At 71.7% G+C, this 23,007-nt stretch carries 20 protein-coding genes; 12 read left to right on the top strand and 8 right to left on the bottom strand.

The genetic code is table 11. The annotated features are described in order from the left end of the window. Positions 1 to 9: 9 nt before the first annotated feature. Both ACFYZL_RS11225 and ACFYZL_RS11220 read right to left on the bottom strand, forming a co-directional pair. Positions 10 to 993 carry a polyphosphate kinase 2 family protein gene (locus tag ACFYZL_RS11225; RefSeq protein ID WP_384752872.1) on the bottom strand — a complete coding sequence of 328 codons (984 nt, stop codon included), beginning with the start codon at positions 991 to 993 and terminating at the stop codon, positions 10 to 12. Beyond that, positions 993 to 1,385, bottom strand: coding sequence for a three-helix bundle dimerization domain-containing protein (locus ACFYZL_RS11220; RefSeq protein WP_388678175.1), 393 nt, complete (start codon positions 1,383 to 1,385; stop codon positions 993 to 995). The genes ACFYZL_RS11225 and ACFYZL_RS11220 overlap by 1 nt, the downstream gene beginning before the upstream one ends. Positions 1,386 to 1,527: 142 nt before the next feature. Here ACFYZL_RS11220 and ACFYZL_RS11215 point away from each other — a divergent pair, with 142 nt between their 5' ends. The 5 genes from ACFYZL_RS11215 (at position 1,528) to ACFYZL_RS11195 (ending at position 9,726) form a co-directional block, all read left to right on the top strand. Beyond that, entirely contained in the window at positions 1,528 to 3,360 is a 1,833-nt protein-coding gene (locus tag ACFYZL_RS11215; protein WP_384752875.1) for a glycoside hydrolase family 15 protein, read from the top strand. A gap of 85 nt (positions 3,361 to 3,445) precedes the next feature. Continuing rightward, the gene (gene tsaD / locus ACFYZL_RS11210) at positions 3,446 to 4,522 is read left to right on the top strand and encodes a tRNA (adenosine(37)-N6)-threonylcarbamoyltransferase complex transferase subunit TsaD (RefSeq protein ID WP_388678172.1); all 1,077 of its coding nucleotides are present in this window, start codon (positions 3,446 to 3,448) and stop codon (positions 4,520 to 4,522) included. Positions 4,523 to 4,557: 35 nt separating this feature from the next. Then, positions 4,558 to 5,043, top strand: a complete 486-nt coding sequence (locus ACFYZL_RS11205) for a DUF6328 family protein (RefSeq protein WP_384752878.1) — start codon at positions 4,558 to 4,560, stop codon at positions 5,041 to 5,043. 96 nt (positions 5,044 to 5,139) lie between these two features. After that, positions 5,140 to 7,587, top strand: coding sequence for a SpoIIE family protein phosphatase (locus ACFYZL_RS11200; protein WP_388678135.1), 2,448 nt, complete (start codon positions 5,140 to 5,142; stop codon positions 7,585 to 7,587). A 75-nt stretch (positions 7,588 to 7,662) separates the two neighbouring features. After that, the gene (locus ACFYZL_RS11195; protein WP_388678132.1) at positions 7,663 to 9,726 is read left to right on the top strand and encodes a UvrD-helicase domain-containing protein; all 2,064 of its coding nucleotides are present in this window, start codon (positions 7,663 to 7,665) and stop codon (positions 9,724 to 9,726) included. Positions 9,727 to 9,744: 18 nt separating this feature from the next. On the opposite strand, the gene ACFYZL_RS11190 is transcribed toward ACFYZL_RS11195, so the two are convergent. The 4 genes from ACFYZL_RS11190 to ACFYZL_RS11175 all read right to left on the bottom strand — a co-directional run bounded on the left by ACFYZL_RS11190 (position 9,745) and on the right by ACFYZL_RS11175 (position 16,539). Next, positions 9,745 to 11,190, bottom strand: a complete 1,446-nt coding sequence (locus ACFYZL_RS11190) for a hypothetical protein (RefSeq protein ID WP_384752886.1) — start codon at positions 11,188 to 11,190, stop codon at positions 9,745 to 9,747. Positions 11,191 to 11,741: 551 nt separating this feature from the next. Beyond that, positions 11,742 to 14,426, bottom strand: coding sequence for a class III lanthionine synthetase LanKC (gene lanKC, locus ACFYZL_RS11185; RefSeq protein WP_388678129.1), 2,685 nt, complete (start codon positions 14,424 to 14,426; stop codon positions 11,742 to 11,744). A 140-nt stretch (positions 14,427 to 14,566) separates the two neighbouring features. Then, complete coding sequence (locus ACFYZL_RS11180; RefSeq protein ID WP_388678126.1) at positions 14,567 to 16,066, bottom strand: DUF4246 domain-containing protein; 1,500 nt, start codon at positions 16,064 to 16,066, stop codon at positions 14,567 to 14,569. Continuing rightward, positions 15,985 to 16,539, bottom strand: a complete 555-nt coding sequence (locus ACFYZL_RS11175; RefSeq protein ID WP_388678169.1) for a DUF6233 domain-containing protein — start codon at positions 16,537 to 16,539, stop codon at positions 15,985 to 15,987. The genes ACFYZL_RS11180 and ACFYZL_RS11175 overlap by 82 nt, the downstream gene beginning before the upstream one ends. Positions 16,540 to 16,712: 173 nt before the next feature. Between ACFYZL_RS11175 and ACFYZL_RS11170 the strand changes: the two genes are divergently transcribed. Beyond that, positions 16,713 to 16,922 (top strand): hypothetical protein, encoded by a 210-nt coding sequence (locus ACFYZL_RS11170; protein ID WP_183068082.1) that lies wholly within the window; start codon positions 16,713 to 16,715, stop codon positions 16,920 to 16,922. A 33-nt stretch (positions 16,923 to 16,955) separates the two neighbouring features. Here ACFYZL_RS11170 and ACFYZL_RS11165 read toward each other — a convergent pair whose 3' ends face one another. Continuing rightward, a complete protein-coding gene (locus tag ACFYZL_RS11165) occupies positions 16,956 to 17,453 on the bottom strand; it encodes a DUF5994 family protein (protein ID WP_388678124.1) in 498 nt (165 codons plus the stop codon). A 310-nt stretch (positions 17,454 to 17,763) separates the two neighbouring features. Here ACFYZL_RS11165 and ACFYZL_RS11160 point away from each other — a divergent pair, with 310 nt between their 5' ends. The 4 genes from ACFYZL_RS11160 to ACFYZL_RS11145 all read left to right on the top strand — a co-directional run bounded on the left by ACFYZL_RS11160 (position 17,764) and on the right by ACFYZL_RS11145 (position 19,230). Continuing rightward, positions 17,764 to 18,336 (top strand): DUF5994 family protein, encoded by a 573-nt coding sequence (locus tag ACFYZL_RS11160; RefSeq protein ID WP_388678122.1) that lies wholly within the window; start codon positions 17,764 to 17,766, stop codon positions 18,334 to 18,336. 5 nt (positions 18,337 to 18,341) lie between these two features. Continuing rightward, on the top strand, positions 18,342 to 18,530 hold the full coding sequence (locus ACFYZL_RS11155) for a hypothetical protein (RefSeq protein WP_388678119.1): 189 nt from the start codon (positions 18,342 to 18,344) through the stop codon (positions 18,528 to 18,530). A gap of 97 nt (positions 18,531 to 18,627) precedes the next feature. Next, positions 18,628 to 18,894: a hypothetical protein gene (locus tag ACFYZL_RS11150; protein ID WP_384744828.1), complete on the top strand. Its 267-nt coding sequence runs from the start codon at positions 18,628 to 18,630 to the stop codon at positions 18,892 to 18,894. Positions 18,895 to 18,948: 54 nt separating this feature from the next. Continuing rightward, positions 18,949 to 19,230 (top strand): hypothetical protein, encoded by a 282-nt coding sequence (locus ACFYZL_RS11145; RefSeq protein WP_384744829.1) that lies wholly within the window; start codon positions 18,949 to 18,951, stop codon positions 19,228 to 19,230. 27 nt (positions 19,231 to 19,257) lie between these two features. Here the strand turns inward: ACFYZL_RS11145 and ACFYZL_RS11140 are convergent, their stop codons facing one another. Further along, positions 19,258 to 20,526: an ATP-binding protein gene (locus tag ACFYZL_RS11140; RefSeq protein WP_388678117.1), complete on the bottom strand. Its 1,269-nt coding sequence runs from the start codon at positions 20,524 to 20,526 to the stop codon at positions 19,258 to 19,260. A 427-nt stretch (positions 20,527 to 20,953) separates the two neighbouring features. On the opposite strand from ACFYZL_RS11140, the gene ACFYZL_RS11135 reads away from it, so the two are divergent. Beyond that, on the top strand, positions 20,954 to 22,153 hold the full coding sequence (locus ACFYZL_RS11135) for a PP2C family protein-serine/threonine phosphatase (RefSeq protein ID WP_388678114.1): 1,200 nt from the start codon (positions 20,954 to 20,956) through the stop codon (positions 22,151 to 22,153). Positions 22,154 to 22,345: 192 nt separating this feature from the next. Further along, positions 22,346 to 22,897, top strand: coding sequence for a DUF5994 family protein (locus tag ACFYZL_RS11130; protein ID WP_388678111.1), 552 nt, complete (start codon positions 22,346 to 22,348; stop codon positions 22,895 to 22,897). The last annotated feature ends 110 nt before the right edge of the window (positions 22,898 to 23,007 follow it).

The following is a 23,007-nucleotide window of genomic DNA, read 5'->3' as shown; positions in this document are numbered from 1 at the left end:
CGGAAAGGTTCACCCGTGCTTCCCGCGCTTCTTCCCCTTCTTCCCGCCCTTCTTCTTCGGGTGCGCGGCCGCGTACGGGTCGGCCTCGGCCCCGGCGGGTGCCTCCTTCTCCAGCGCCCGCCTGGTCACGAGCAGGTCCTTGCGCGCCTCTTCGCCCACGTCGGGGAATTGGGGATCGATGTCCATGAGGGTGTGCGCGAGGACCGCCGCCGCGCAGATCCGCGCGAACCACTTCCGGTCCGCCGGGACGACGTACCACGGCGCCCACTTCGTACTCGTGGCCGACAGCATCGCGGAGAACGCCTCCTGGTAGTCGTCCCAGCGGCGCCGCTCGCGGACGTCGGCCGCGGAGAACTTCCAGTTCTTCTCCGGCAGGTCGATGCGCTTCAGGAAGCGCATGCGCTGCTCCTCCTTGGACAGGTTCAGGAAGATCTTCACCACCTTGAACCCGTTGTCGGTGAGGTAGTGCTCCCAGCGGTTGATCTCCCGGAAACGCCGCTCCCACAGGTCCGGCCCGCACGAGTCCTCCGGCAGGTGCTGCCGCACGAGGACCTCGGGGTGGACCCGCACGACCAGGACCTCCTCGTAGTGCGAGCGGTTGAAGATGGCGATCTCGCCCCGCGAGGGCAGCCGCTGCGCGTAACGCCACAGGTAGTCGTGGTCGAGTTCCTCCGCGGAGGGCACCTTGAAGCTGCTGACCCGTACGCCCTGGGGATTGACGCCGCTCATCACGTGGCGGATCGTCCCGTCCTTGCCCCCCGCGTCCAGCGCCTGGAGACAGAGGACCACCCCGTACGTGTCCTGGGCGGCCAACCGCTCCTGGTACTCGGCCAGCAAGGACACGCCGGTCCGCAGCAGCTCGATCCCCTCCCGCTTCTTCAGGCCGGCCTTGTAACGCGGATCGAAGTCCCGGGAAAGGCGCACCTTCGAGCCCGGGGCCACGCGCAGCGGCCGGATGAAATCCGCTATGCGTTCGGCTCTCTCGTCGGACATCACCGATCAGTCCTTGTCTGCTCCGAGGCGGCGCCGAGCGCCCTTCGGGAGCGCCGTTCGACCAGGATCGGGATGAAGGCCCTGATCCTGGCCTCGCGGAACGATTCGTACTCGGCCCTGACCGTCGCCTCGACGGTCGCCGCGTCCACTGACGGGTAGGCGGCGCGCAGCCGCGCCACCATGTCCCGGACGGTCACCGATTCCTCGTGCGTGCCGGGCGGGGCGCCGCTCGGTGGCGCCGCGGGGCCGGCCCGCTGCGCCGGCCCGGGCAGGTCGATCGAGCCCTCGGAGGGAGAGCGCACGTCGGCCCGATGGGTCTGCTCCTCGACCGTCATGGCGGTACCGATCCCATGTCCCACGACCTCCAGACCGCAGAACCGCCCCACTCGCATCGCCACGAGAAGGTCCTTGCCGCTCATTGTCTGCTCACCCGGACAAGATCGCCCTCCGGGAACGGACGGGGCGACCTAACATGAAGGACGAGGTCTTCTCGATCCCCGCACCTGCCCGCAGCGAGACGGTAGGGAGGCCGGCATGGAGTTCGGGAACGGATCCGGCGGAGCGGACGGCACGCGCTATCTGCCGATCTCCGAGCACGGCCTGATCGGTGATCTCCGCACCGCCGCCCTCGTCGGGACCAACGGCACGATCGACTGGTACTGCTGCCCGCGCTTCGACGCGCCGAGCGTGTTCGCCTCCATCCTGGACGCCGACCGGGGCGGGTCGTGGGAGCTGGCCGCCGACGTGCCCGCGCGGACGCGGCAGTTCTACTTCCCCGACACCAACGTGCTGATCACGCGGTTCTACGCCGCCGACGGCGTGGCCGAGATCCAGGACTTCATGCCGGTCGTGGACGAATCGCGCGAGGCGGTCAGGCACCGGCTGATCCGGCGGGTGATATGCGTACGGGGCACCCTTCCCTTCAGGGCGCGGATCGCCCCCCGCTTCGGCTACGGCGCCGAGGAGCACACCGTGCGCGCGCAGGCGCACGAGGCCGTCTTCGAGTCCCCGTCGATCTCACTGGCGCTGACCTCCACCGCCCAACTCGAAACCGACGGCACGGACGTGTGGTCGCACTTCAAGCTCCTCGAAGGCGAGTCCGTGGTCTTCGCCCTCGACAAGGTCGGCGACGGCGTCCTCCCGCGGGGCTGCCCGCGCGCCGAGGCGCAGGAGCAGTTCGAGGCGACGGTCCGGTTCTGGAGCCACTGGCTGAGCCGCTCGCGCTATCGCGGCCGCTGGCGGGAAATGGTCAACCGGTCCGCGCTGACGCTCAAGCTGCTCACCTACGTGCCGACGGGTGCGATCGTCGCCGCGCCGACGACGAGCCTGCCCGAGTGGGTCGGCGGCGAGCGCAACTGGGACTACCGGTACGTGTGGGTCCGCGACGCCGCCTTCTGCGTCTACGCGATGCTCCGCCTGGGCTTCACCTCGGAGGCCGAGGCGTTCATGGGCTTCCTCTCCGAGCGGTGCATCGAACCGGGTGGCGGCCCGACCGGTCCGCTGCAGATCATGTACGGCATCGACGGCCGCACCGATCTGCCCGAATCCGAGCTCACCCACCTCGAAGGCCACCTGGGATCCACCCCGGTGCGGGTGGGCAACGCCGCCACCGGTCAGCTCCAACTGGACATCTACGGGGCGATGATCGACTCCGTCTACCTGTACGACAAGTGGGGCAAACCCATCAGCAGCGACCACTGGGACGAGGTCGGCGCCGTGGTCGACTGGCTCTGCGACCACTGGGACCAGCCCGACGAGGGAGTCTGGGAGACCCGGGGCGGCCGCAGGAACTTCGTCTACTCGCGGCTGATGTGCTGGGTCGCGATCGAACGGGCCGTCCGGATGGCCAACCGGCGCGGCCTGCCGGCGGACCTCGCCCGCTGGCAGCGGAGCCGGGACGCGATCTACCGGCAGATCATGAGCCGGGGCTGGTCGGCCGAGCGCGGGGCGTTCACCCAGGGCCTCGGCGACGACGTGCTCGACGCCTCCGTACTGATGATGCCGATGGCCAAGTTCGTCGCGCCCACCGACCCCAAGTGGCTCTCGACCCTGGACGCGCTGACAGCGGATCTGGTCTCCGACTCGCTGGTCTACCGCTACGACCCGGAGGCCAGCCCGGACGGCCTGCGGGGTTCCGAGGGCACGTTCTCGATCTGCTCGTTCTGGTACGTCGAGGCACTGACCCGCGCCGGACGCCTGGAGGAAGCCCGGCTGGCCTTCGAGAAGATGCTCACCTACGGCAACCACCTCGGCCTGTACGCCGAGGAGATCGGCCGGAGCGGAGAACAACTCGGCAACTTCCCGCAGGCGTTCACCCACCTCGCCCTGATCAGCGCGGCCTTCAACCTCGACCGCGCCCTCGGCTGAGCCCCGGCACCTCGTGACCGGGTACCTTGTTGCACATCACTTGCAACAACATTGATGTGCGAAAGAGGCTGGCGTGGGCGCTCCGGTGGTACTGGGCATCGAGTCGTCGTGCGACGAGACCGGGGCCGGGATCGTCTCCGGCGGGCGACTGCTCGCCCACGTCGTGGCGTCGAGCATGGACGAGCACGCCCGCTTCGGCGGGGTCGTGCCGGAGATCGCGGCCCGTGCGCACCTGCAGGCGTTCGACCCCGTGGTCCGGGAGGCGCTCGATCGGGCAGGACTGCGGCTCCGCGACATCGACGCCGTCGCCGTCACGACCGGTCCGGGTCTCTCGGGCGCGCTCCAGGTGGGGCTGGCCGGGGCGAAGACGCTCGCGTACGCGGCCGGGGTGCCGCTGTACGGGGTCCACCACCTCGCCGGGCACGTCGCGGCCGACACCCTGGAGCACGGACCGCTGCCCGATCCCTGCGTGGTGCTGATCGTGTCCGGCGGACACACCTCGCTCCTGCTGGTGCGGGACCTGGTGCGCGACCCGATCCTGCACCTCGGCGACACCGTCGACGACGCGGCGGGGGAGTGCTTCGACAAGGTGGCCCGGGTGTTCGGGCTGCCCTATCCGGGGGGACCCGCGATCGACCGGACCGCACGCGGGGGCGACCCCCGCGCGGTGGCCTTCCCGCGCCCTCTGACGGGCCCGCGCGACGCCCCGTACGCCTTCTCCTTCTCCGGGCTGAAGACCGCCGCCGCGCGGTGGGCGGAACGCCACCGGCAGACCGGCGAGGAGATCCCGCTGGCCGACGGGGCGGCCTCGCTGCAGGAGGCCGTCGCGGACGTGCTGACCCGCAAGGCGCTGGCCGCCTGCCGGGAGCACGGCGTACGGACGCTGGTCGTGGTCGGCGGGGTCGCGGCCAACTCGCGCGTGCGGGCGCTGGCCGAGGAGCGCTGCGCCGCCGCCGGGGTCGAACTCCGGGTGCCGTCGATGACGCTGTGCACGGACAACGGGGCGATGATCGCGGCCGTCGGCGACCTGCTGGTACGGGCAGGCTCCGCGCCGGCCCCACTGGACCTGTCCGTCGACCCGTCGGCGCCGCTGGAGTACGCCGCCCTGCACCCCGTCGCCGGCCGTCCGCTTCCGGCGCATGGGGCGCGGGTCGCGGGGTAGGCGCCGGATGATGTGGGACTTCGGGGAGGCACCTGATGTCGACCGACGCCGACGACGGCCGTGACGAAACCGTGGAGGAACGGGCGGACCGGCAGTGGCAGGAACTCATCCAGGAGGTCCGCGTCGCCCAGACGGGAGTCCAGATCCTCTTCGGATTCCTCCTCACCGTGGCCTTCACCCCCGTCTTCGCCGGGCTGGCGCAGACCGAGAAGACGATCTACATCGTGACGGTGGTGCTGGGGGCGACGGCCACGGGTGCGCTGATCGGGCCGGTCGCCTTCCACCGCATCGTCGCGGGCCGCCGCATCAAGCCGGAGGCGGTCGCCTGGGCCGCGCGGCTGACGTTCGCGGGTCTCGTCCTGCTCGTCGCCACCTGCACGGCCGCCCTCCTCCTGGTGCTGCGGGTGGCGACCGACGACGCCCTCGCCCTGTGGCTCACGGTCGGCGTGCTCACCTGGTACCTGGTGTGCTGGTTCGTACTGCCCCTGTGGGCGCGGATCCGCCACACCGCCCGACGCTGAGCACGGGAGCGGAGCGCGCGGTCGCGCGACGGTCCGCGCGGCCGTACGGACGCCGCGCTCCGGCCACGGAACCCGTGACCGTGCCATGCTCGAAGGGTGCAGACGGATCCGGCGGCCACCGGCGACGGTGCGTCGCCCGAGGTGCTCGCCCTGGCCAAGGTCGTGGCCAGGCTCCGGGCCGAGGTGGCGGACCTGGAGGGTCTCGCGTCCACCACGGCGGTACTGGAGCGGGCCAAGGGCGTTCTGATGGCCCGCGACGGGCTCTCGGCCGACGCGGCGTACGAGGCGCTCGTCAGGGAGGCCGGACTGCGGTCCCGGTCACTGATGGAGCAGTGCTGGATCACCCTCGGCGGGATCCGTCCACGGCCCGCCCCGGTGCGCCCGTCCTCGACTCCGTCCGCCCCTTCGTCCGCGTCCTTTTCCCCGCCGCCCTCCGCGGAAGACGTCCTCCCGGCCCCGGAACCGGAGGGGTCGGTCTTCAGCTCCGCCCGCTACCGCACCGGACGCCGCCCCGCCTCCGGCTCGCGCGTGCTCCTGTCCGGCCTGGCCGCAGCCCTCGCCGGAGCCCGGAGCCCGGGCGACGCCGCGGAGGTCCTGCACGAGGCGCTGAGCGGTCCCCTCGGGGTGGACGGCGTGATGATCTACGTGGACCGGTCCGGGCGGCTGGAGCTCGTCGGCCATGCCGGGATCGACGCCTCACTGGCCGGGCAGTGGCAGGACATCCCGCCGCTCACCGGCGTCGCCGCCCTCCAGGCGGTCACCTCCGGACGGCCGCGCTGGCTGGAAGACCCCGAGCGCGACGCCGAGGAGTACCAGCTCATCGGTTCACCGGAGCGCTGGCGTACGCGCGCGTGGATCCCCCTGCCCGGGAAGGGCCCGACCACCGGCGCCGTCGGATTCCTCCGGACGATCCCCGCCCCCTTCGGCGACGCCGACAGGTCCCTGCTCCAGCAGGCGGTGCGGCTGTGCGCAGGAGCACTGCGCTCCTTCGAACACGCGGGGGCCGAGCCGGTGGACGAGGAGGTGGCCGCCGTCCAGGGGATCCTCGACGTCCTCCCCGGGGCGGCGATCCTCCTGTCGCCCGTGCGCTCGTCGTCCGGCGAGATCGAGGACTACCGGATCGACGCGGCCGCACCGGGCTCGGTGGACGTGGCCGGCCGCCGGGGGAAGGAGCTCGTGGGCCGCCGGATCCTGGAGACCTACCCCACCGTGGCGGGAACCCCCTTGTGGCAGGGCTATGTCGACGCCCTGGACACCGGGGCCGTGTACGACGGCGCGCCGTTCGAGTACCAGGAGGTGATCGGCGGCGTCCCCGGGACGTCCGTCTTCTCCGTCCAGGCGGCGCGGCTGGGGAACCGGCTGATCGTCTCGTGGATCCGCCACGACAGCGACGAACGCGAGAACCGTCGCGTGACCACCTTGGAGCGACTGGGGCTCGGCTGGGCCGAATGGAATCTGATCACGGACACGATCGACTGGTCCGGGCAGGTCTACGAGATCTTCGGCCGGGCCCCCGGGCAAGGGCCCGTGATGCTGGAGGAGCTCCCTCGGTACGTCGTCCCGGACGACCTCCCGGCACTCGCCGGGGCCGTCCAGCAGCTGTTGGGCGAAGGGGCCCCCATCGACCAGCCGTTCCGCATCACCACCGCGGCCGGCGTCCGGCACCTGAGGATCGTCGCGGAGGCGGAGACGGACGCCGACGGCACACCCGTGAAGGTGCACGGGTTCTTCCAGGACCTCAGCCCGCTGCGCGACGCCGAACTCGCGCTGTTGGAGAGCGAGCGGTCCGTACTGGTCCAGAGGGGCATGCTGCGGGCGGAGCGGGCGATCGCGGCGGGCCTGCGGCAAGCGCTGCTGCCCGTACCGGAGCAGTCGATCGAGCTGGTGGGACTGTGCGTCGACATCGCGTACGTGCCCTCCGACAGCGGAGTGAACGTGGGCGGCGACTGGTACAGCGCCATCGAACTCCCCGACGGGAACGCCCTCTTCGTCGTCGGGGACGTGGCCGGCCACGGGCTGGAGGCCGTCGGGACCATGGCCCAGCTGCGGTTCGCGACCAAAGGCATGATCATCACGGGTTCGGCCCTCGCCGACGCCATGAGCCGGCTCAACGCGCTCCTCATGCACACGTCCACCGGCACGTCCGCCACCACGGCCACCATGATCATGATGCGCTACCGTCCGGCCTCGCGGAGCCTGTCCTGGGTGCGCGCCGGACACCTGCCGCCCCTCCTGGTCCGCGGCGGCGAGGCGCGCTTCCTCCCCATGCCCGAAGGCACCCTCCTCGGAGCGTCCCGCGACTCCGTGTACGTGGAGGAGACGCTCGACCTCGAACCCGGTGACCACCTGCTCCTGTACACCGACGGACTCGTCGAGGTCCCGGGGGAGGACATGGCGGAGGGGATGGACCGCCTCGCACACGCGGCCGCCGAGGCCATGGGCAGAGGCGCACCGGACGCACTGGCGGCCCTCCTGTCCGTCATCCACCCGGCCCAGCGGGACGACATGTGCGTCCTGGACATCCACCTTCCTCGCGACGCGTAGGGCGCGGGCACGCGCCCTGCCGTCCCGTCGCGTTGCGTCCTATGATCGTCACTCCGCGTACGAGGGGGGGCCGGTATGGGGACGGGCGGGGCGGGATCGCAGCGGGCGCAGGACGCACGGCGGCAGGAGCGGTTGCTTCGGGAGCACTGGCAGGCCGCCCGCCGACAGGCCGTGCGGTGGCAGGCGGTCGGCGAGGACGAGCGGCGGGTCCTCGCCCAGCTGTTGGTACTGACCGCGCGCGGCTGGCGGTTGCTCGTCGACCGGCGATGGACCGGCAACGGGACGGGGACACGGACCGCGCACGCGGACATGCTGTTGGTGGGGCCCGGCGGCGTCTTCGTCATCGACGTCACGGCAGGTTCCGAGCCGGGACGGGAACAGACGGCCGCGCTGCTCGCCGCCACGAAGGCCACCGAGAGCGCGGTGGCGTCCCTCGGAATGTCACCGGTGGCCGTGCAGCCGCTCATGGTGGCGGCCGGGCGGAGCCTGGACGCGGACCTCGGCCGGATACGGCTCCTGGGCGAACAGGAGATCGGCCCCGTGCTGCTGTCACAGCGGCTCAGGCTGCGGACGGAGTCGATCCGCGCGATCGCCGATCACCTCCAGCGGCTCTTCCCCGGCCACACGGCGTCGGCGGTCGACCGACAGGAGTCGCAGACGGGGCCACAGCACCATCGGCGGGACTCACCGGACGGGCTGTTCGACCCGGAAGGGCTGCGCGAAGCGGCCTTGAACGCGGCGATGGCGGCGCCGATCGAGCAGTGGATGACCTTCCTCCACCCGGACCAGGTGGCACTGGTGCGCCGCAACTGGTCGGGACCGGCACGCATCAGCGGACCGGCGGGCACCGGCAAGACGGTCGTGGCCCTGCACCGCGCGGTGCACCTGGCCAGGCGGACGACCGGCCGCATCCTGTACGTCACCTTCGCCAACAACCTGCCCCGCGTGCAGAGCACCTTCCTCGGCGCCATGGCCCCCTCCGTCGCCGACCGGGTGGACTTCCGCAGCCTCCACTCCTGGGCGCAGGAGTTCCTGCACGAGCGGGGCGTACCCGTGCGGCTGCACGGCGACAAGGCCGAAACGGCCTTCAGCCTCGCCTGGAAGCACGTCGGCCGGGAGAGTCGGCTGGCCGCATTGGACCCGGCACCCGCCTACTGGCACGAAGAGATCGACTACGTCATCAAGGGGCGGGGCCTCACCGGCTTCGAGGAGTACGCGACCGTCCCCAGGCTGCGCAGGAGGGTGGGCCTCCACCGGACGCACCGCCGGGCGGTGTGGGAACTGTACGAGGAGTACGAGGCGCGGCGCGGGGAGCGCGGCGTCCACGACTTCAACGACGTCCTCTCCCTCGCTCTCGCCGAAGCCTCGCGCCGGCCGGATCGGCCGCTCTACGCGGCCGTCATCGTGGACGAGGTCCAGGACCTCACCCTGGTCGGCGTGCGCCTCCTGCACGCGCTCGTCGGCGACGCCCCCAACGGTCTGCTGCTCGTCGGCGACGGTCAGCAGACCGTGTACCCGGGCGGCTTCCGCCTCACCGACGCGGGCATCGACATCCGCGGCGACCGCGGACAGGTGCTGCGCACCAACTACCGCAACAGCAAGCAGATCCTGGACGCGGCCCTCACCGTCGTGGCCGACGACGCCTTCGAGGACCTCGACGGCCTCCGTACCCCGGGCCGCCGCGATGTCGACCTCACCTACCACGACGGGGACGTCGTACGCGTCACCAGGCGCACGGTGGAAGCCCACGACGGGGAGCTCCTGGCCGCCCTGCGCGCCCTGCCCGACGGCGCGCTCGCCGACACCGCCGTGCTGTGCCCCTCCCTGCGCGCCATCGGCCACTACAACCGGCTGCTCACCCGGGCGGGCATCCCCGTATGCCAGTTGGAGCACTACGACGGCCGGGCCGCCGACGCGGTCAAGTTGGGCACCTACCGCAGGGCCAAGGGCCTGGAGTTCAAGAACGTCTTCCTGCCCCGGCACGACGCGCCGTTCGCGAACGGCACGCCGACCGGGGCAGGGGGCGGTACGGAGACGTCAGAGACGGCGCGCGAGCGTGCGGAACTGCTGCGCAGCCGGCTCTTCGTGGCGATGACACGGGCCCGCGACCTGCTCTGGCTCGGCAGCGTCACCGGGTAGTCGCGCGAGCTCGCCCGGTCAGCGCTTGGAGATGCGGACCACTCCCGTCTCGGTGCCTTGGTAGAGGGTGCCGTCAGGCCCGGCCGTGCCCCGCATCTGGAGCGGGTTGTAGACCAGTCCGATGCCCAGGTAGGAGGCGGCGAGCTGGGCGCCCGTGGCCGGGTCGACGACGGCGTGGTGGTACTGGGCGAAGGTGTTCAGGCCCGCGCTGCCGGTCGGCCCGGTCACCGAGACCGTGTAGATCTTCCCGTCGGCCAACGAGAGCCGGGGCAGCGCGGCGGACTTCACCGGGCTGTTCCACACCACCGAGCAGCCCGTCCCCTCGGCGTTGACGTCGATCCGGCTCAGACCGCCGTCGAAGTTCGCGGAGGAGGGTTGGCTCGCCGGAGCGCCCTCGGGCAGGGCCGGGTAGGGGTAGCCGTAGGTGTTGGTGACGAAGACGCTGCGGCCCGAGGCGATGACGGCGTCCTCGGTGCCGCTCCGGGCGTACTGGGTGAGCACGGGGATCCGGCAGATCGGGTCCGGCCCGCCGGCCGCCCGGTAGACGAGCAGGTTCCCGTGCGGGGCGGCGTTGTCGACGATGGTGACGTACTCGGTGCCGTCGCCCGGCCCGAAGAAGCTCGGGGTGGTGCCCGTTCCCCAGCTGAGCTGACCGGGCTTGCGGGCCGGACCCCGGTCGTAGGGCGCCCGCCAGTCCACGACGGGGGTGCCGTCGGGGCCGGACGACAGGAGGTAGAGGGCGTGGTCGGTGGCCACGGCGGTGCGGCCGGGGACGGTGGAGATGCTGTTCTGGACGCCTTCGCCGGTGCTGATGGCGCGCACCGCCCCGGTGCCGGTGTCGACGGTCCCGATCACACCGCCGCTGGTGGCGAACCAGACCCTGCCGTCCCAGTCGGGGGTCAGGCCGACGATGTTGTCCCCGGCGGGGACGGCGTTGCCGAGCGGAGTGGACTCCTCGATCCGGAGCGTCCATCCGGACCCGGCGCGGTGGTGCCCGACACGCAGGAGGTTGTTGTTCCCGTCGACGACGACCAGGCGGTCGGCGTTGTCGAGGTAGGCGTAGACGCCGCCGAAGAGACTGCCCTTGGGCAGGGCCAGGGAGGCGAGGTCGGCTCCGGTGGCGGGGTCGAGCAGATGCACGGTCGGCGTCCGGCCGAAGATGGTCGTGCAGAGGGTGACCACGTACCCGTCACCGCCCACGACCACGGTGGGGCAGGCCGAAGCCAGCGCCGTACGGGAGTAGTCGACGGCGGCCGTCCCGGGCCCCGGGTGACGGGTGGTGCCGCTGGAGGCACTGTCGCCGTGCATGGTCGCGGCGCCGTTGGCCGCGGTGGCCGGGTTCTGCGGCGGCTGCGGACCGTACGGGGAAGCCGGGTCGGCGGCGGCCGGGGCTCCACCGAGGGCCACGGCGAGGGAGAGGGCGAGCACGGCGAGGCGCCCGCCCGCGGGCAGGGAGAACGACATCAGGGGGTCCTCGTGACTGGACGGAAAAGGCAGCGGCGGCGGAGCCGGGGGCCGACGGGGCGGCTGCCGATGGTGCGGCCCGGCCCTTGATTCCGTGCGGCGGTTGCTCCCCGGAACGGCTCTGATGCTCGACGCTATCCGCTGCCCGTGCGATCCGGATCTCTCCGCGACCGCCGGCCACAGCTTGTTCACGCAGTTCACGTTGCCGCAGCATGCGGGCAACACCCGGCGGGTGCACGGCCGGTGGAACGGGGACGAGGGCCGGCCGCGAGGTGGACGCCTGCCTTTTCGGGCGGAGGGGGCCCGGCCGTGGTGCCTGGAGCCGATACCGGGTCAGGGCGTTGCCGGCGGCGAACGGCTCCTGCGTCAGTGGCGGTTCGGTTGCGCGGCCGGGGCCGGTGGCGGCGCCACCGGCCCCGGCCCTCCTCGGGTGCCGGTTCGTTACATCGGCTCGGGGAAGATGTCGCTGATGCTCCAGGCGACACTGAAGCAGGGCGGGAAGAAGTCGGTCTCCGGCTCGGTCTCCAGTGCCTGCAGCGCGAGGATCTGGCTCATGGATGTTCCTCCTCTGTCTTCTCGGGGTCGTGTCGGTCGGTCATGCATACCTCGGCACGGAGTCGCTCGCCACCGTGCCCAGGTGTTCGCGGGGCGCCCGCCGCGTGATGGGGCGGCTGCGTCAGGAGCGGCCCGGCCAACAGGCGGTGCAGGGCCAGCAGGACACCGGCCCCGCCACTGGACAGGTCGGCGGTGAACCGCTGCGAACCCGCGCCGAGGAAGCGGACACCGCGCCGGTACGGGACCGCGTACTTCGCCAAGCCGGTTGCGGCGCGCACGGCGTCCCGACGGGCGGCGTCCGTGCCGGTCAGCTCGGCGTGCCCGGTCAGGAACCAGGTGAGTCCGGCCAACCCCCGGTACAGTCCCGCCTCCTTCGTGGTGCGGGAGACCCGGATGCCGGCGACCAGCCCCGGCAGCGCCTCGGCGCAGCGTTCGTCCGGCGCGGTGGCCACGTAGCGGCTGAGTACGGCCGCCACCCCGGCCGCGCCCGTGGCCAGGTACGGCATGGCACGGGTGAGCCGCGCATCGTCGGAGATCGACAGGGCACCGTCGTCCAGGCGGAAGGTCCGGTCCAGTTCCTGGTGGAGCAGCAGGCGGCCGGCCTCCAGCCAGCGGTTCTCGCCGGTGTCGCGGGCCAGGCGGTGGAGGAAGAGGGCGAGCCCCGAGCGGCCGTGCAGCAGGCCGCGCGCGTCGTGTTCGCCGAGGCCCGCCCGCAGGTCGGGGGTGCGCAGCAGGGCCTCCCCCGCAGCGGCGGCCCGCTCCAGGTGGCTGCTCTCCCCGGTCAGCCGGTGGAGGGCGAGCCAGCCCAGGCCGACCCCGGCCCGCCCGCCGGCCAGGGTGGCGCAGGAGGCGGTCAGCGGGTGCTCGTCGGCGTCCCGGAGCAGGTCGACGGCCTCGTCCGGCAGGCCGAGGTCGGCCAGGACCCGGGCGACGCCGGCCGAGCCCACGAGCAGTCCGGGGGGCAGCGCGTCGCGCTGCGCCAGCGCGTCGCGGCGCAGCCGCTTGCGGATCTCCTCGGGCACCTCCGTCCCGGCGCGGCGCAGGGCGTGCACCACCCCGGCCGTGCCGTAGGCCAGGCACACGTTGTTGGTCCGGAACGCCTCGGGCGAGGGCGGGAAGGCCCACTCCGGGCGGTCGGCGTCGGCCGTCTCCAGCAGCCCCGCGGCCACCTCCCCGGCCAGCCGGGCGAGACAGCCGCGCGGATCGGCGTCCAGCTCGGCGGGGGACGGCAGCCGACCGGCACCGTCCTGCCTCCGCACCGGCGCCTGGTTCCCCGCCGGGTGGAAGGCGGTGGCCCGCTGCCACAGGTCCGGTGGCGGGGCCACGTCCGCCAGGTCGCGGCGCAGCAGTTCGAGGTTGCCGGGCGCGTGTTCGGCGGTCTCGTGGAACGGCGCCAGGAAGGCGAACGCGACCGCCGACGTGCCGTACCGGTCCGAGAGCAGCGGATCGCGGTCCGCCCGGAGCAGGCCGGGCGGCGGGGTGAACCCCGGGGTACCCATCCCGGAGGGCGCCGAGGAGAGCGTCGAGGCCGCCTCGAAGTCCACCAGCCGCACCCCGCCCGACGGGGTGACCAGGACATTGCCCAGGCTGAGGTCACCGAACCGGTAGCCGGCGGCGTGCAGCCGCTCCAGCGAGGCGTCGAGCGCGGCCAGCAGGCGCCGGCACGCCTGGTGGTAAGCGGCGACGGACTCGGCCGTGCGGTCGGCGCGGGCCAGTGGGGAGGACCGGCTCAGCCAGCCCACCAGCGGCTGCCCCTCGACGTACTCGGTGACGAGGAAGTCGTGCTCCCACTCCGTGAAGTGGTCCAGCGGCTCCGGGCCCACCCCGGGGGCGGCCGCGTGCAGCTCGCACAGCACGTCGTACTCGTGCCGCAGCCGCTGCTGCGCGTCGGTCCCGTCGAAGACGAGGCCGTTGTGGGCGCGGGCCTCCTTGACGAAGACGGTACGGCCGGTCCGCCGGTCCCGGGCCCGGTAGGCGCCGCCGGCGTTGCTCAGGCGCACCGCGCGGGTCACCTCGTAGTCGCGGATCAGGATCGGGCCCGCGTGCGACGGTTCCTCCTGCTCGACGAAGGGGTCCGTGATCCCCGCGGGCAACCGGAAGGCGGGCAGCCGCGGGTCCACGACCTCGCGACCGGAGCCGTCGCGGACCAGCCCCTCCCGGGTGCCGTCGGCGCGCAGCCGGCTGCGGTCACCGAAGGAGCCGTACCGGTAGTGGACCGTCCGCGAGTCGCGGAAGCGCCGGTCGGTGAGGACGTACGGACCCTCCTCCCCGTCGAGCGCGTCGCGCAGGCGTTCCAGCAGCCGGCGGGCGGAATCCGTGTCCGGCGGGTAGACGGCGCAGAACTTGCCCGACTGGGCCCGTGCGGCGTGTTTGTGATGGAGGAACAGGAAGAAGAGCCGGGCGCTCAGGTGCTTGAACGGCACGCCTTCGGAGAAGCAGATCCCGGCGACCGTGTCGAGCACGTGCTGCGCCCGGTCCAGCCGCGCCGACACGTGGATCTTCCAGCCCTGCTCGGCGAGCCCGGTCCGCGGACCTCCCCACACGGTCCAGATGCCCTGGGGGACCCCGCGCACTCCCGGTGGCACCTCGCAGGGAGCGAAGAGCGGCCCGGGGTCGGCCACCGCGGTCAGCGGCAGGTAGTACTCCCGGTCCGCGAGCGCCTCGCCGAAGCCTTCGAGCACGGGATCTCCTCGCCGGGTGGTGGTGGGAGGCCAGTCTCGTCGTCGGCGGTCGAGCGGTGGTGGTGCGCCGGGCTCGCGGGCACCGGTGAGCGGCCCGAGCCGCTCACCGGGGTGCGACCGTCGTCGCGTGCGTACGGGGTTCAGTGCTCGCAGAGGGAGAATTCGCGTTCGTAGAGCTGCTCGTTGTGCTCGTCGACGAAGAACTTGCGTTCCTGCATCAGCTGTTCGCGGTAGTCCTTGGCCTGTTCGAGCGTCATGGTCGAGGTGTCGGACCACGGCTGCTGCGGGGGCACGTCGGACGTCGATACGATCCTCTGGTCCGGGTCGACCAGGAAGAACGCGAGGATCTTGCGATGCCCCGGGCGGGTGGCGTCCGCGAGGCGGAACGAGCCGACGCGGTGCTGCAGGACGTTCGGGAACGCCAGGCAGCGGCCCGCCGGGGTCGCTGCCGATCCCAGCACCTGGTTCAGCGCGTCTTCGTCCTCCAGGCCGTAGACCTCTCGCACACCGTTGTCGTCGCTCTGTTCGTAGTCCGGGTCGTCGAGTGCCGCCCGGAAGCCCAGCCGGCTCTCGGTGATGTTCTCGCTGTCCCAGTAGTAGAGGCCGGTCGAGACGATGCGCTCGTTCAACATGCCCTCGACGTGCCAGGAACCGCCGGCGTACTCGGGCTTCTCCGGGGTGAGGTGGATCGTGGCGAGCTTCACGATGACCTGGAGACCGCGGCCGCGCAGGTCGACCCGGGCGGACGCGTCCGGCGACGCCGGCGGGGTGAAGGCCGGGGCGTCCGGGATGACCGGGCGGCGGTTCTCCCACCAGTCGTCCTGGGCCGTCTCGTACGCACGGACCGCTGCCGTGTACTCCTCGGCATCGGCGTAGGAGTTCCTGTCCGGGTGCTCGGGCTCCGAGTCGTACCACCCGTAGGGATCGACGTCGATCCTCGGGGGCCGCGGATGGCGCAGGTCGGTGAGCACTTTCTCCAGCAGCGGAAGCATGCGTCCGAACAAGTCCGGCAGGACGGCGGCCAGTTCGCGGTGGTCCTCGGGGTGGACGTTGTTGACGTACGAACGGAACGCCACCTCGCCGTCCTCGCTCACGTCGACGTCCGTGGGCAGCCACTGGAACTTCTCGGAGAACTCGTACTTCGAATAGTGGTTCGTCGGATTGCGCCAGGCCCGCTCGGGCGCGCCGCTCGCCTCCCTGACCAGGCAGAACAGCGAGGGGTGAACCAGGTCCAACACCTGGCCGTCGGATCCGGGATGCCAGTCCCGTTCCGCTTCCGGGACCTCTTCCAGAACCCGAACCGCCTCCCGCAGGCGGGATCGGAGCTCGTCGTCGACCAGTGCGTCCGACTGCCACACCCCGTCGACGGCGGACACCTCGACTCCGGTCCGCGCGTCCCGCAACGCCGCGTAGTGGACGAGTTCGGCCAGCACGTAACGGACCTGCGCCTCGGTGAGGCCCTGGGCGAGCGCCTCCCGCGTCCACTTCGCGACGATGTCGGCGTCGTTGATCTTGTCGAACCACCCCGACTTCGCCCGGATGTGCGAGCTGCACTCCATCATCTGGACTTCCCGCAGCGTTCGGGGTGTCGCGAACGGTATGGAACGGGACGAATGAAAGGGCAGCGGGAAGGGAGACATGCCGGACAATTCTCTTGACCCTCCGAGTCGGTGTGCGGTGGCCGGAAGAATACTTCAGCCCACCGACACCGCCCCGGCGCTCCGCGACGCCCTAGAAGTAGCCGAGCTTCTTGGGGGAGTAGCTGGTCAGGATGTTCTTGGTCTGCTGGCGGTACGCCAGTTGCACCCATGCTGACCAGTGAAGACGATGGTACGGACGGCTCTTTGGAGGGCGCTGGTCCGGAAATGGTCCGGATCTCGGCGCGCGTGGAGCTCAGGAGGGCAGGCTTCGCGCGCAGAGGGACCGGCATCTGCGCCTCGGCGGCGTCGTACACGGTGCAGGCCGTGGCCGTCGTGCCGGGCCGCGCGAGCACGCCGAGTGCCTGCATGGTGCCCAGCGGATGCGCGCGGTCGGTGGCGCTGGGGCAGCCCGCGGCGTGTACGGCCGTCGGCTGTCCGTGTGCGGGGACGCGGCCGAGGTCGACCCCGCGCAGCAGGCGCAGCTGCTGTGGCTGCCATCAGTCGCCCTTCGTGGTGGGGCCGGCGGCCGGGCTGGGGTGTCATCCGTGTGCGTCGCTGCGCGGTCGACATGATGCAGGCCGTCGCGGTGCGTGTCAGCGTGATCGGAGAGCAATCCGTACCCCGCGCATAGAGAGGAGTCGCCGTCATGGCCGGTAGGCAGGACAAGCGTCAGGAGCCGGGCAAGGGGAGCGAGCCGCAGGAACACCGTCGCCCCGGGGATCCCGCGCAGCCCCAGCCCGGCCGGTCGTCCCGAGAGAAGGGCGAGAAGGGACACAAGCCCGGTCAGAAGGAGGCCTCGCGCCGCCGCGAGGACGACCTTCTGCGCGAGGAGGACCTGCACGACGAGGGGCTCTGATCGGCGCACCACTCAGCCACTGAGGATTCGGGGTCAGCCCGCCGCGTCGGCGGGGCCGTCCTCAGGGTCGAGTGTGGTGGCGATGAGGATCTGAGTGGCCTGCGTGATGTTGTCGGCGCGGACGGCGCGGGCCATCGCTTCGCGGGCGGCGTCGGCGGTGGTGTCCGGGGGGACCACCAGCAGGGCGAAGTGGTCGTTGTGGCCGCGAGTGACGAGGACGGTGTCGTCGCCGACGGGGTCGGCGTCGAGGTGCACGACCTGGCCGTCGATGACCAGACGGGTCGGGATGTCCCGCCAGGCGGAGGTGTCCAGGCCGACCCGCGTGATGGGCCCGAGGTGCGCGGTCAGTGCCGTGATCAGTGCGGGCAGCTCGATCGTGACGTCCCTGGAGCGCGGCCACCAGGCGCCGTCCAAGAGCCCTTGGCGGGACTGTGTGGTCTCCAGCCGCAGTAGGGCGGCGCCCGGCTTGACCGCTTGGTGGATCGCGTCCGGGAGGAGCTTCACAGGGGCGGGCTTGTCGGATTCGGCCATGGTGATTCCGCCTGTCTCACGGTGCGACGGCACCCCGTTCGACGGCCGCAGTGGCGTCGAAAAGGCTGTTGCCTGGGGAACGTCTCCGTCGTTTCACGGTACTCCGGCCACCCTCGCGGTGCGGTGAGGGCAACCGACTGCGCCGCCGTCTTCGCCGGAAAATTCCTGGTCAGAAGCGGCTTTCTGGATCGCGAACCGGAGTACGGTGGAGAGACCGGGAGTATTTCGCACACCCGCTCCCATGCGGACGTCGTTTCCGGCGATCACTGCACCGGGCCGTTCGCGAACGGTCCGGGGACGGGTCCGCGACATGACCACGACCCTCGACCGCGCTGCGCAGCCTGCTGTTGTCCTGCGCCCGGCCCGCCTGTCCCTTACGCCGAAGACCACCCTCGCAGGTCAGCTCGACGGTGCCTGGTGGCCGTACTCGCGTGACCTCGAAGCCGAGCTCCCCGCTCTCGCCGCCGCTCTGGACGAGGCTTGGGGGCGCATCACGCGCGTCAGCGTGAACCCGAGCCGCTGGCCGGTCGTCCCGCGCACGGTTGCCGTGGCCGGGCACCTGTTGCACGTGGGCTGGTTCACCGAACAGGACCCCGACAAGCTGATCCTGCTCTCCTACACCGTCGGCCGCTGGGACCTCCTGGTGATCCCGCCGGAGACGGAGCCCGCGGCCGCGGCCCGGCTGATGGCCGCCGCCGCGATCCCGGGCAGCGTCCTGGCCGCAGACGTCCTGATGGCCAACGAGACCGTCATCGGGCGCGGCATCCGCGACGCCCGCCGCCGGGAAGCCACCTGGGAGGGCGAAGGCGGGGCCTGCATGTCCCCCTTAGGGGCGCCGATGGGCCGAACCGCCCTGCCGCTGTCCGGAAACGGGTGGAGGTGAGCTCCGTGGAGACCGTCGTCCTCATCGCGGTGATCATCCTCGTGATCGGCATCGGGATGCGCTGGATCCACCTGCTGAACGCCCGGCACGATGCGCGGATCGAGGCCTACCGCTTCAGTGACCCCCTGCCGAGGCCTCCCGGCCTGCCGGACGACACCGGTCGTCGAGCCCACCACACGGGTGCCGACCGGTGAGGAACGGACCTTCCTCCGACCGGGGGCAGCGGGCGGGACGCCCCGGCGCCCCGCCTCCGCCGGCCTCCTCACCCACTCAGAAGGGGAACACGCCTACGTGAAGTTCATCGAGACCCAGACACTGCCCTCGCTCGGGCACGCCGAGGTCCGGATCATCGCGCACACTCCGGAAGCCGCCCGAGCGGTCGCGGAGGCCCTCCGCCGCTGTTTCGCAGGCGCGGAACAGCGCAGCTACCCCGCCCTTGACGGCAACACCCGCCTCCACCTCACCGTGGACACGGCGACACCCGCGGGCCTCGACCGCTCCCGGCCTGCCGCCATCAGGCCCTCCGCCGGCACCGGCGCACACTCCGACGAGATCTGAGAAGCCCCGACCGGCACCGGAGCCCACTCCACCCCACACACAAAGGACGCGGTCATGGCCACACTGCACGAACGCAAGACCTACCGCGACCAGGTGCTCCGGGTCCTGTACGAAGCCGTCGAGGGCAACCGCCTCCTCGGCACCACCGGAGCACAGCTGCGGCGCGACCTCCACGTACCGGAACCGGACCTGGCCGCCGCCTGCACCTACCTGGCGGGCGAAGGACTGATCACCGTCGACTGGGAACCCGGCAACACCCCGGCGATGGTCACCCTCACCCACGAGGGAATCCGGCACATGGAGGCCGAGGAGGAAGGGACGGCGGGCTCGGCCTGATCCGAGGGACAGGCCCCAACACAGGTCCTATATACGGGCGAACTTCTCGGTCTGCTGGGCGAACTCCTGGGCCATGGCCACGCTGACCGTGGGCCTGGTTTCGCCGATCGTGCGCAGGTAGTCCTCCGTGGTGGGGCGGGCCCGGGTCCCGGTGTCGAAGGTGTGCTCGAACTGGACCTGTGAGACGGTGCGCGCCACATGGGCGATGTCGGCGGGGGTGAACCCCTCGCTGGCGTCCGCCAGCGCCGCGCTGTCGGCCTCCGCGCCCGCCCGGGTCAGGTAGCTCTCCCACAGCGCAGTCCTCGCGCGCTGGTCCGGGGGGCCGATCGGCAGGACGTAGTCGAAACGGCCGTGCCGTAGGAACGCGGGGTCGAGGGTGGTCACGTCGTTCGTGGCGCAGACGAGAAGCCTCCCGTCCTGGCCCCGGAACCGGACGATCGCCTTGAGCAGTTCGTTGACGACGCCGACCGCGGTCGCGTCCGCACCGCTCCGGGTTCCGGCGATCTCCTCGACCTCGTCGATGAAGACCAGGACGTGGTCGAGCCCGGCGATCTCGTCGAAGCGCCGGTACAGCCCGCTCGCCAGCCCGTACTCGGCGGCCAGCCGGGCGGGGAACAGTTCGAGGAACGGCCATTGCAGGCGGCTGGCGATGGCGTGCGCGAACGTGCTCTTCCCCGTCCCGGGCGGTCCGAACAGCATCACCGCCCGTGGCAGCTCCACGCCGTGCTGGGCGGCCATTTCGGGATGGGCCAGTGGCAGGACCAGGCGCCGCTCGATGAGCTCCTTCTCCTTCTGCATGCCGGCGACCTTCTGCCACAGATTCCCGGGCGGCAGCTCCGCTCCCAGCGACGCGAGCATGCTGACCGCCTGAGGGGTCACTCGCCCACGCTTCTCGAAGAAGACCAGGCCCGGACGGGCCTCGAAGCCGCAGTTGTGCAAGGCGGTGGCGCCGGTCTCGCCGTCGGGCAGGACGGCGTGCACGGTTCGGACGCCACCGGCGAACAGCCGGTGCTCCAGGGCCGTGATCAGGTCGCTGCCCAGTCCCTGGTGCCGCCAGGCGGGCGCCATGCTGATGCGCAGGATCCACGCCCGTTCACCGTCCACCCTGCTCACCACGGCGCCGACCACCACGTCGTCCGCGGTGGCCACCACTGCCGGGTGGAGGGCCTGGAGGGCCGCCACGGCGTCCGAGAGCGGAAAGAGCGGTGGCCCTTCGGCCGTGCCGCTCTCGGCGTCGACTCGGAGTACCGATTCGAGATCGTCCTGGGCGTAGTCCCTGACACGCCAACCCGTCATGATCAGCTCCGCGTGTTCGGCCGTACTCCCATCATCAGCCGATGTGCGCGGGACGCGCCCGTCGGCCTTCAGGCCGGCGGCACCGGACGGCACAGCGGCACCTTACGGGGGCAGAGCCCCGCCGCGGCTGCCGTCCTCCGCTCCGTGAGGAAGCCCCAGGTCAGCGACGGGGTGGTTTGTCGCCAGGCGGCTCCCTTCGCACCACCGCGGGCCGGAAACGCCTGGTTGCAATCGGTCAGGCTGCCCCGACGCGCGACGAAACCCGGCCGTGCAAGCCCTGCGTGAACCGGCCCGCCGGGGAATCCGGGCCGTGAAGGCCGCCGGGCACGGAAGCCGTGTGGCGTGCCCGGTCGCCGGGGAGGATCCTGGAAGCCACGCCGCCCGTGCAGCCCGGACGCCGGCCCGCCGCCCGGTTGGAGGCAACAGGATGACCGTCGGAGGCCGCGCGGACCCGGATCGCTCGGAGAGCTTCGGGGAGGAACTGCTCGGGCTGCTCCTGGACGGGGCGCACGAGCTGCCGCCCCATCTGGTCGGCCCGCTCGTCGCCAAGACGGTGGCCCGGATGGGGGGCCGCGGAACGCAGATCCTGCTCCAGGACTACGGACAGCAACAGCTGGTCCCCCTGCCCGCCGGCGGCATGGCCGCCGGTGACCCGCAGCCCATCGACCGGTCCGAAGCCGGCCGGTGCTTCCTGGAGTCACGCCCCGTCGAAGTCCTGACGCCCGACGGCATACGGGTCCACCTGCCCCTACTGGACGGCGGAGACCAAGTGGGGGTCCTCGCGGCCACCCTGGACGTGGTCGACGACGACACCCGCCGCCTCCTGCGCAGGATCGCGGGCCTGGTTGCCGACCTGCTGCAGACCAAGAACGGCTACACGGACCTCTTCTTCCGGACCCGCCGCAGAGAACCGATGACCGTGGCCGCGGAGATCCAGTGGTCCCTGCTGCCCCCGCTGTCGATGGTGATGCCGCACGTCGCGGTCGCCGGAGTCCTGGAGCCCGCCTACGCCGTGGCGGGAGACAGCTTCGACTACGCCCTGAACGGCGACGTCCTCCATCTCGCCATGGTCGACGCCATGGGGCACGGCCTGGACGCGGCCACGATGGCCACGGTGGCCATCGGCGCGTACCGTCACGCCCGCCGGATCAGCATCGAACTGTCGGAGATCTACCTCTTCATGGACCGGGCGGTCGCGGAGCAGTTCGACCCGGACCACTTCGTGACCGCCCAGATGATGCGGCTGGACACGGACACGGGGCGCCTCCAGTGGGTCAACGCGGGGCATCCCGCCCCCATGCTGATCCGCGCGCACCGCGTCGTACGCCGTCTGGACAGCCCCACGACCCTCCCCGTCGGCTTCGGAGGGGCTCAGCCACAGGTCAGCGCGGTGGCGTTGGAGCCCGGCGACCGCGTCCTCTGCTTCACCGACGGGCTGATCGAGGAACATGAAAGCGGACAGGAGCAGTTCGGCGAGAAGCAGCTGATCGACTGGGTGAACCAACTGGAGCAGGCCGACCACGGGATCCGGACGGTGGCCCGGGACCTGTCTCACACCCTCAAGCGGGCACGCGGCGAAGTCACCTCGGACGACGCCACCCTCGTCCTGGTCGAGTGGCGCGGATGACGGAGCGCGTGGGCACCTCGTCCCCAGGCGTCGCCGCCCAGGCCGACTTTCGAAGCCTCTCGTCCGACCCCGCCGCGGAGTAAGCTGGGATCACCGGGAGTAACTCGTGCACCCGCGCCCACGCGGACGTCGTTTCCGGCGATCAAGACAAAGCGCCGCCCGGCAGGGCGGTTCGGGAACGAGTCTGCGATCATGACCACCGCCGCTTCCCTGTTCTCTGCACGTTTGACCCTGACACCGAAGACCGCCCTCGCAGGCCTGTTGGACGGCGCGTGGTGGCCCAGGTCCCGCGATCTCGCGGCTGAGCTTCCGTCGCTGGTCGAGGCGCTGGAGGGGCGCTTCGGACGCATTACGCGCGTCGCGGTGAATCCCACCTGCTGGGCCGTCTTCCCGCACAAGGTCGTCGTCGCAGGACACATCGTGCACGTGGGCTGGTTCACGGAACAGGATTCCGACAAGATGATCCTGCTCTCCAGCGCCGTCGGTCGCTGCGACCTGCTGGTGATCCCGCCCGAGGCCGAGCCGACCGCAGCAGACCGGCTCATGACCGCCGCCGCCCTCCCCGGCAACGTCCGGGCCGTCGGCACCCTGATGACCGACGAAGCCGCGAACGGCCTCCGCATCCGAAACGCGCGAAGGGGCGAGGGTGCCCGGGAGACCGATGGCGGAACCCCCGCGACGCCCCGTCGGCACCCCGTCGTCGGAGCACGGATGATCCCGCTGCCGTGGAACATGCGGAGGTGACCGGCCGTCGCCTTCGAGAGCAACGCGCTCGCCGCATCGGTACTGCGAGCCCGGGGGGAAGTCCTGCTCGCCGAGGGCGATGCGTCCGGCGCGTCCGCGTCCTTCACCGA

Source organism: Streptomyces sp. NPDC001717 (assembly GCF_042892775.1).
GTDB lineage: Bacteria > Actinomycetota > Actinomycetes > Streptomycetales > Streptomycetaceae > Streptomyces.
Note: the sequence above shows the minus strand (reverse complement) of the source record. Positions and strands in the feature narration are given on the sequence as shown.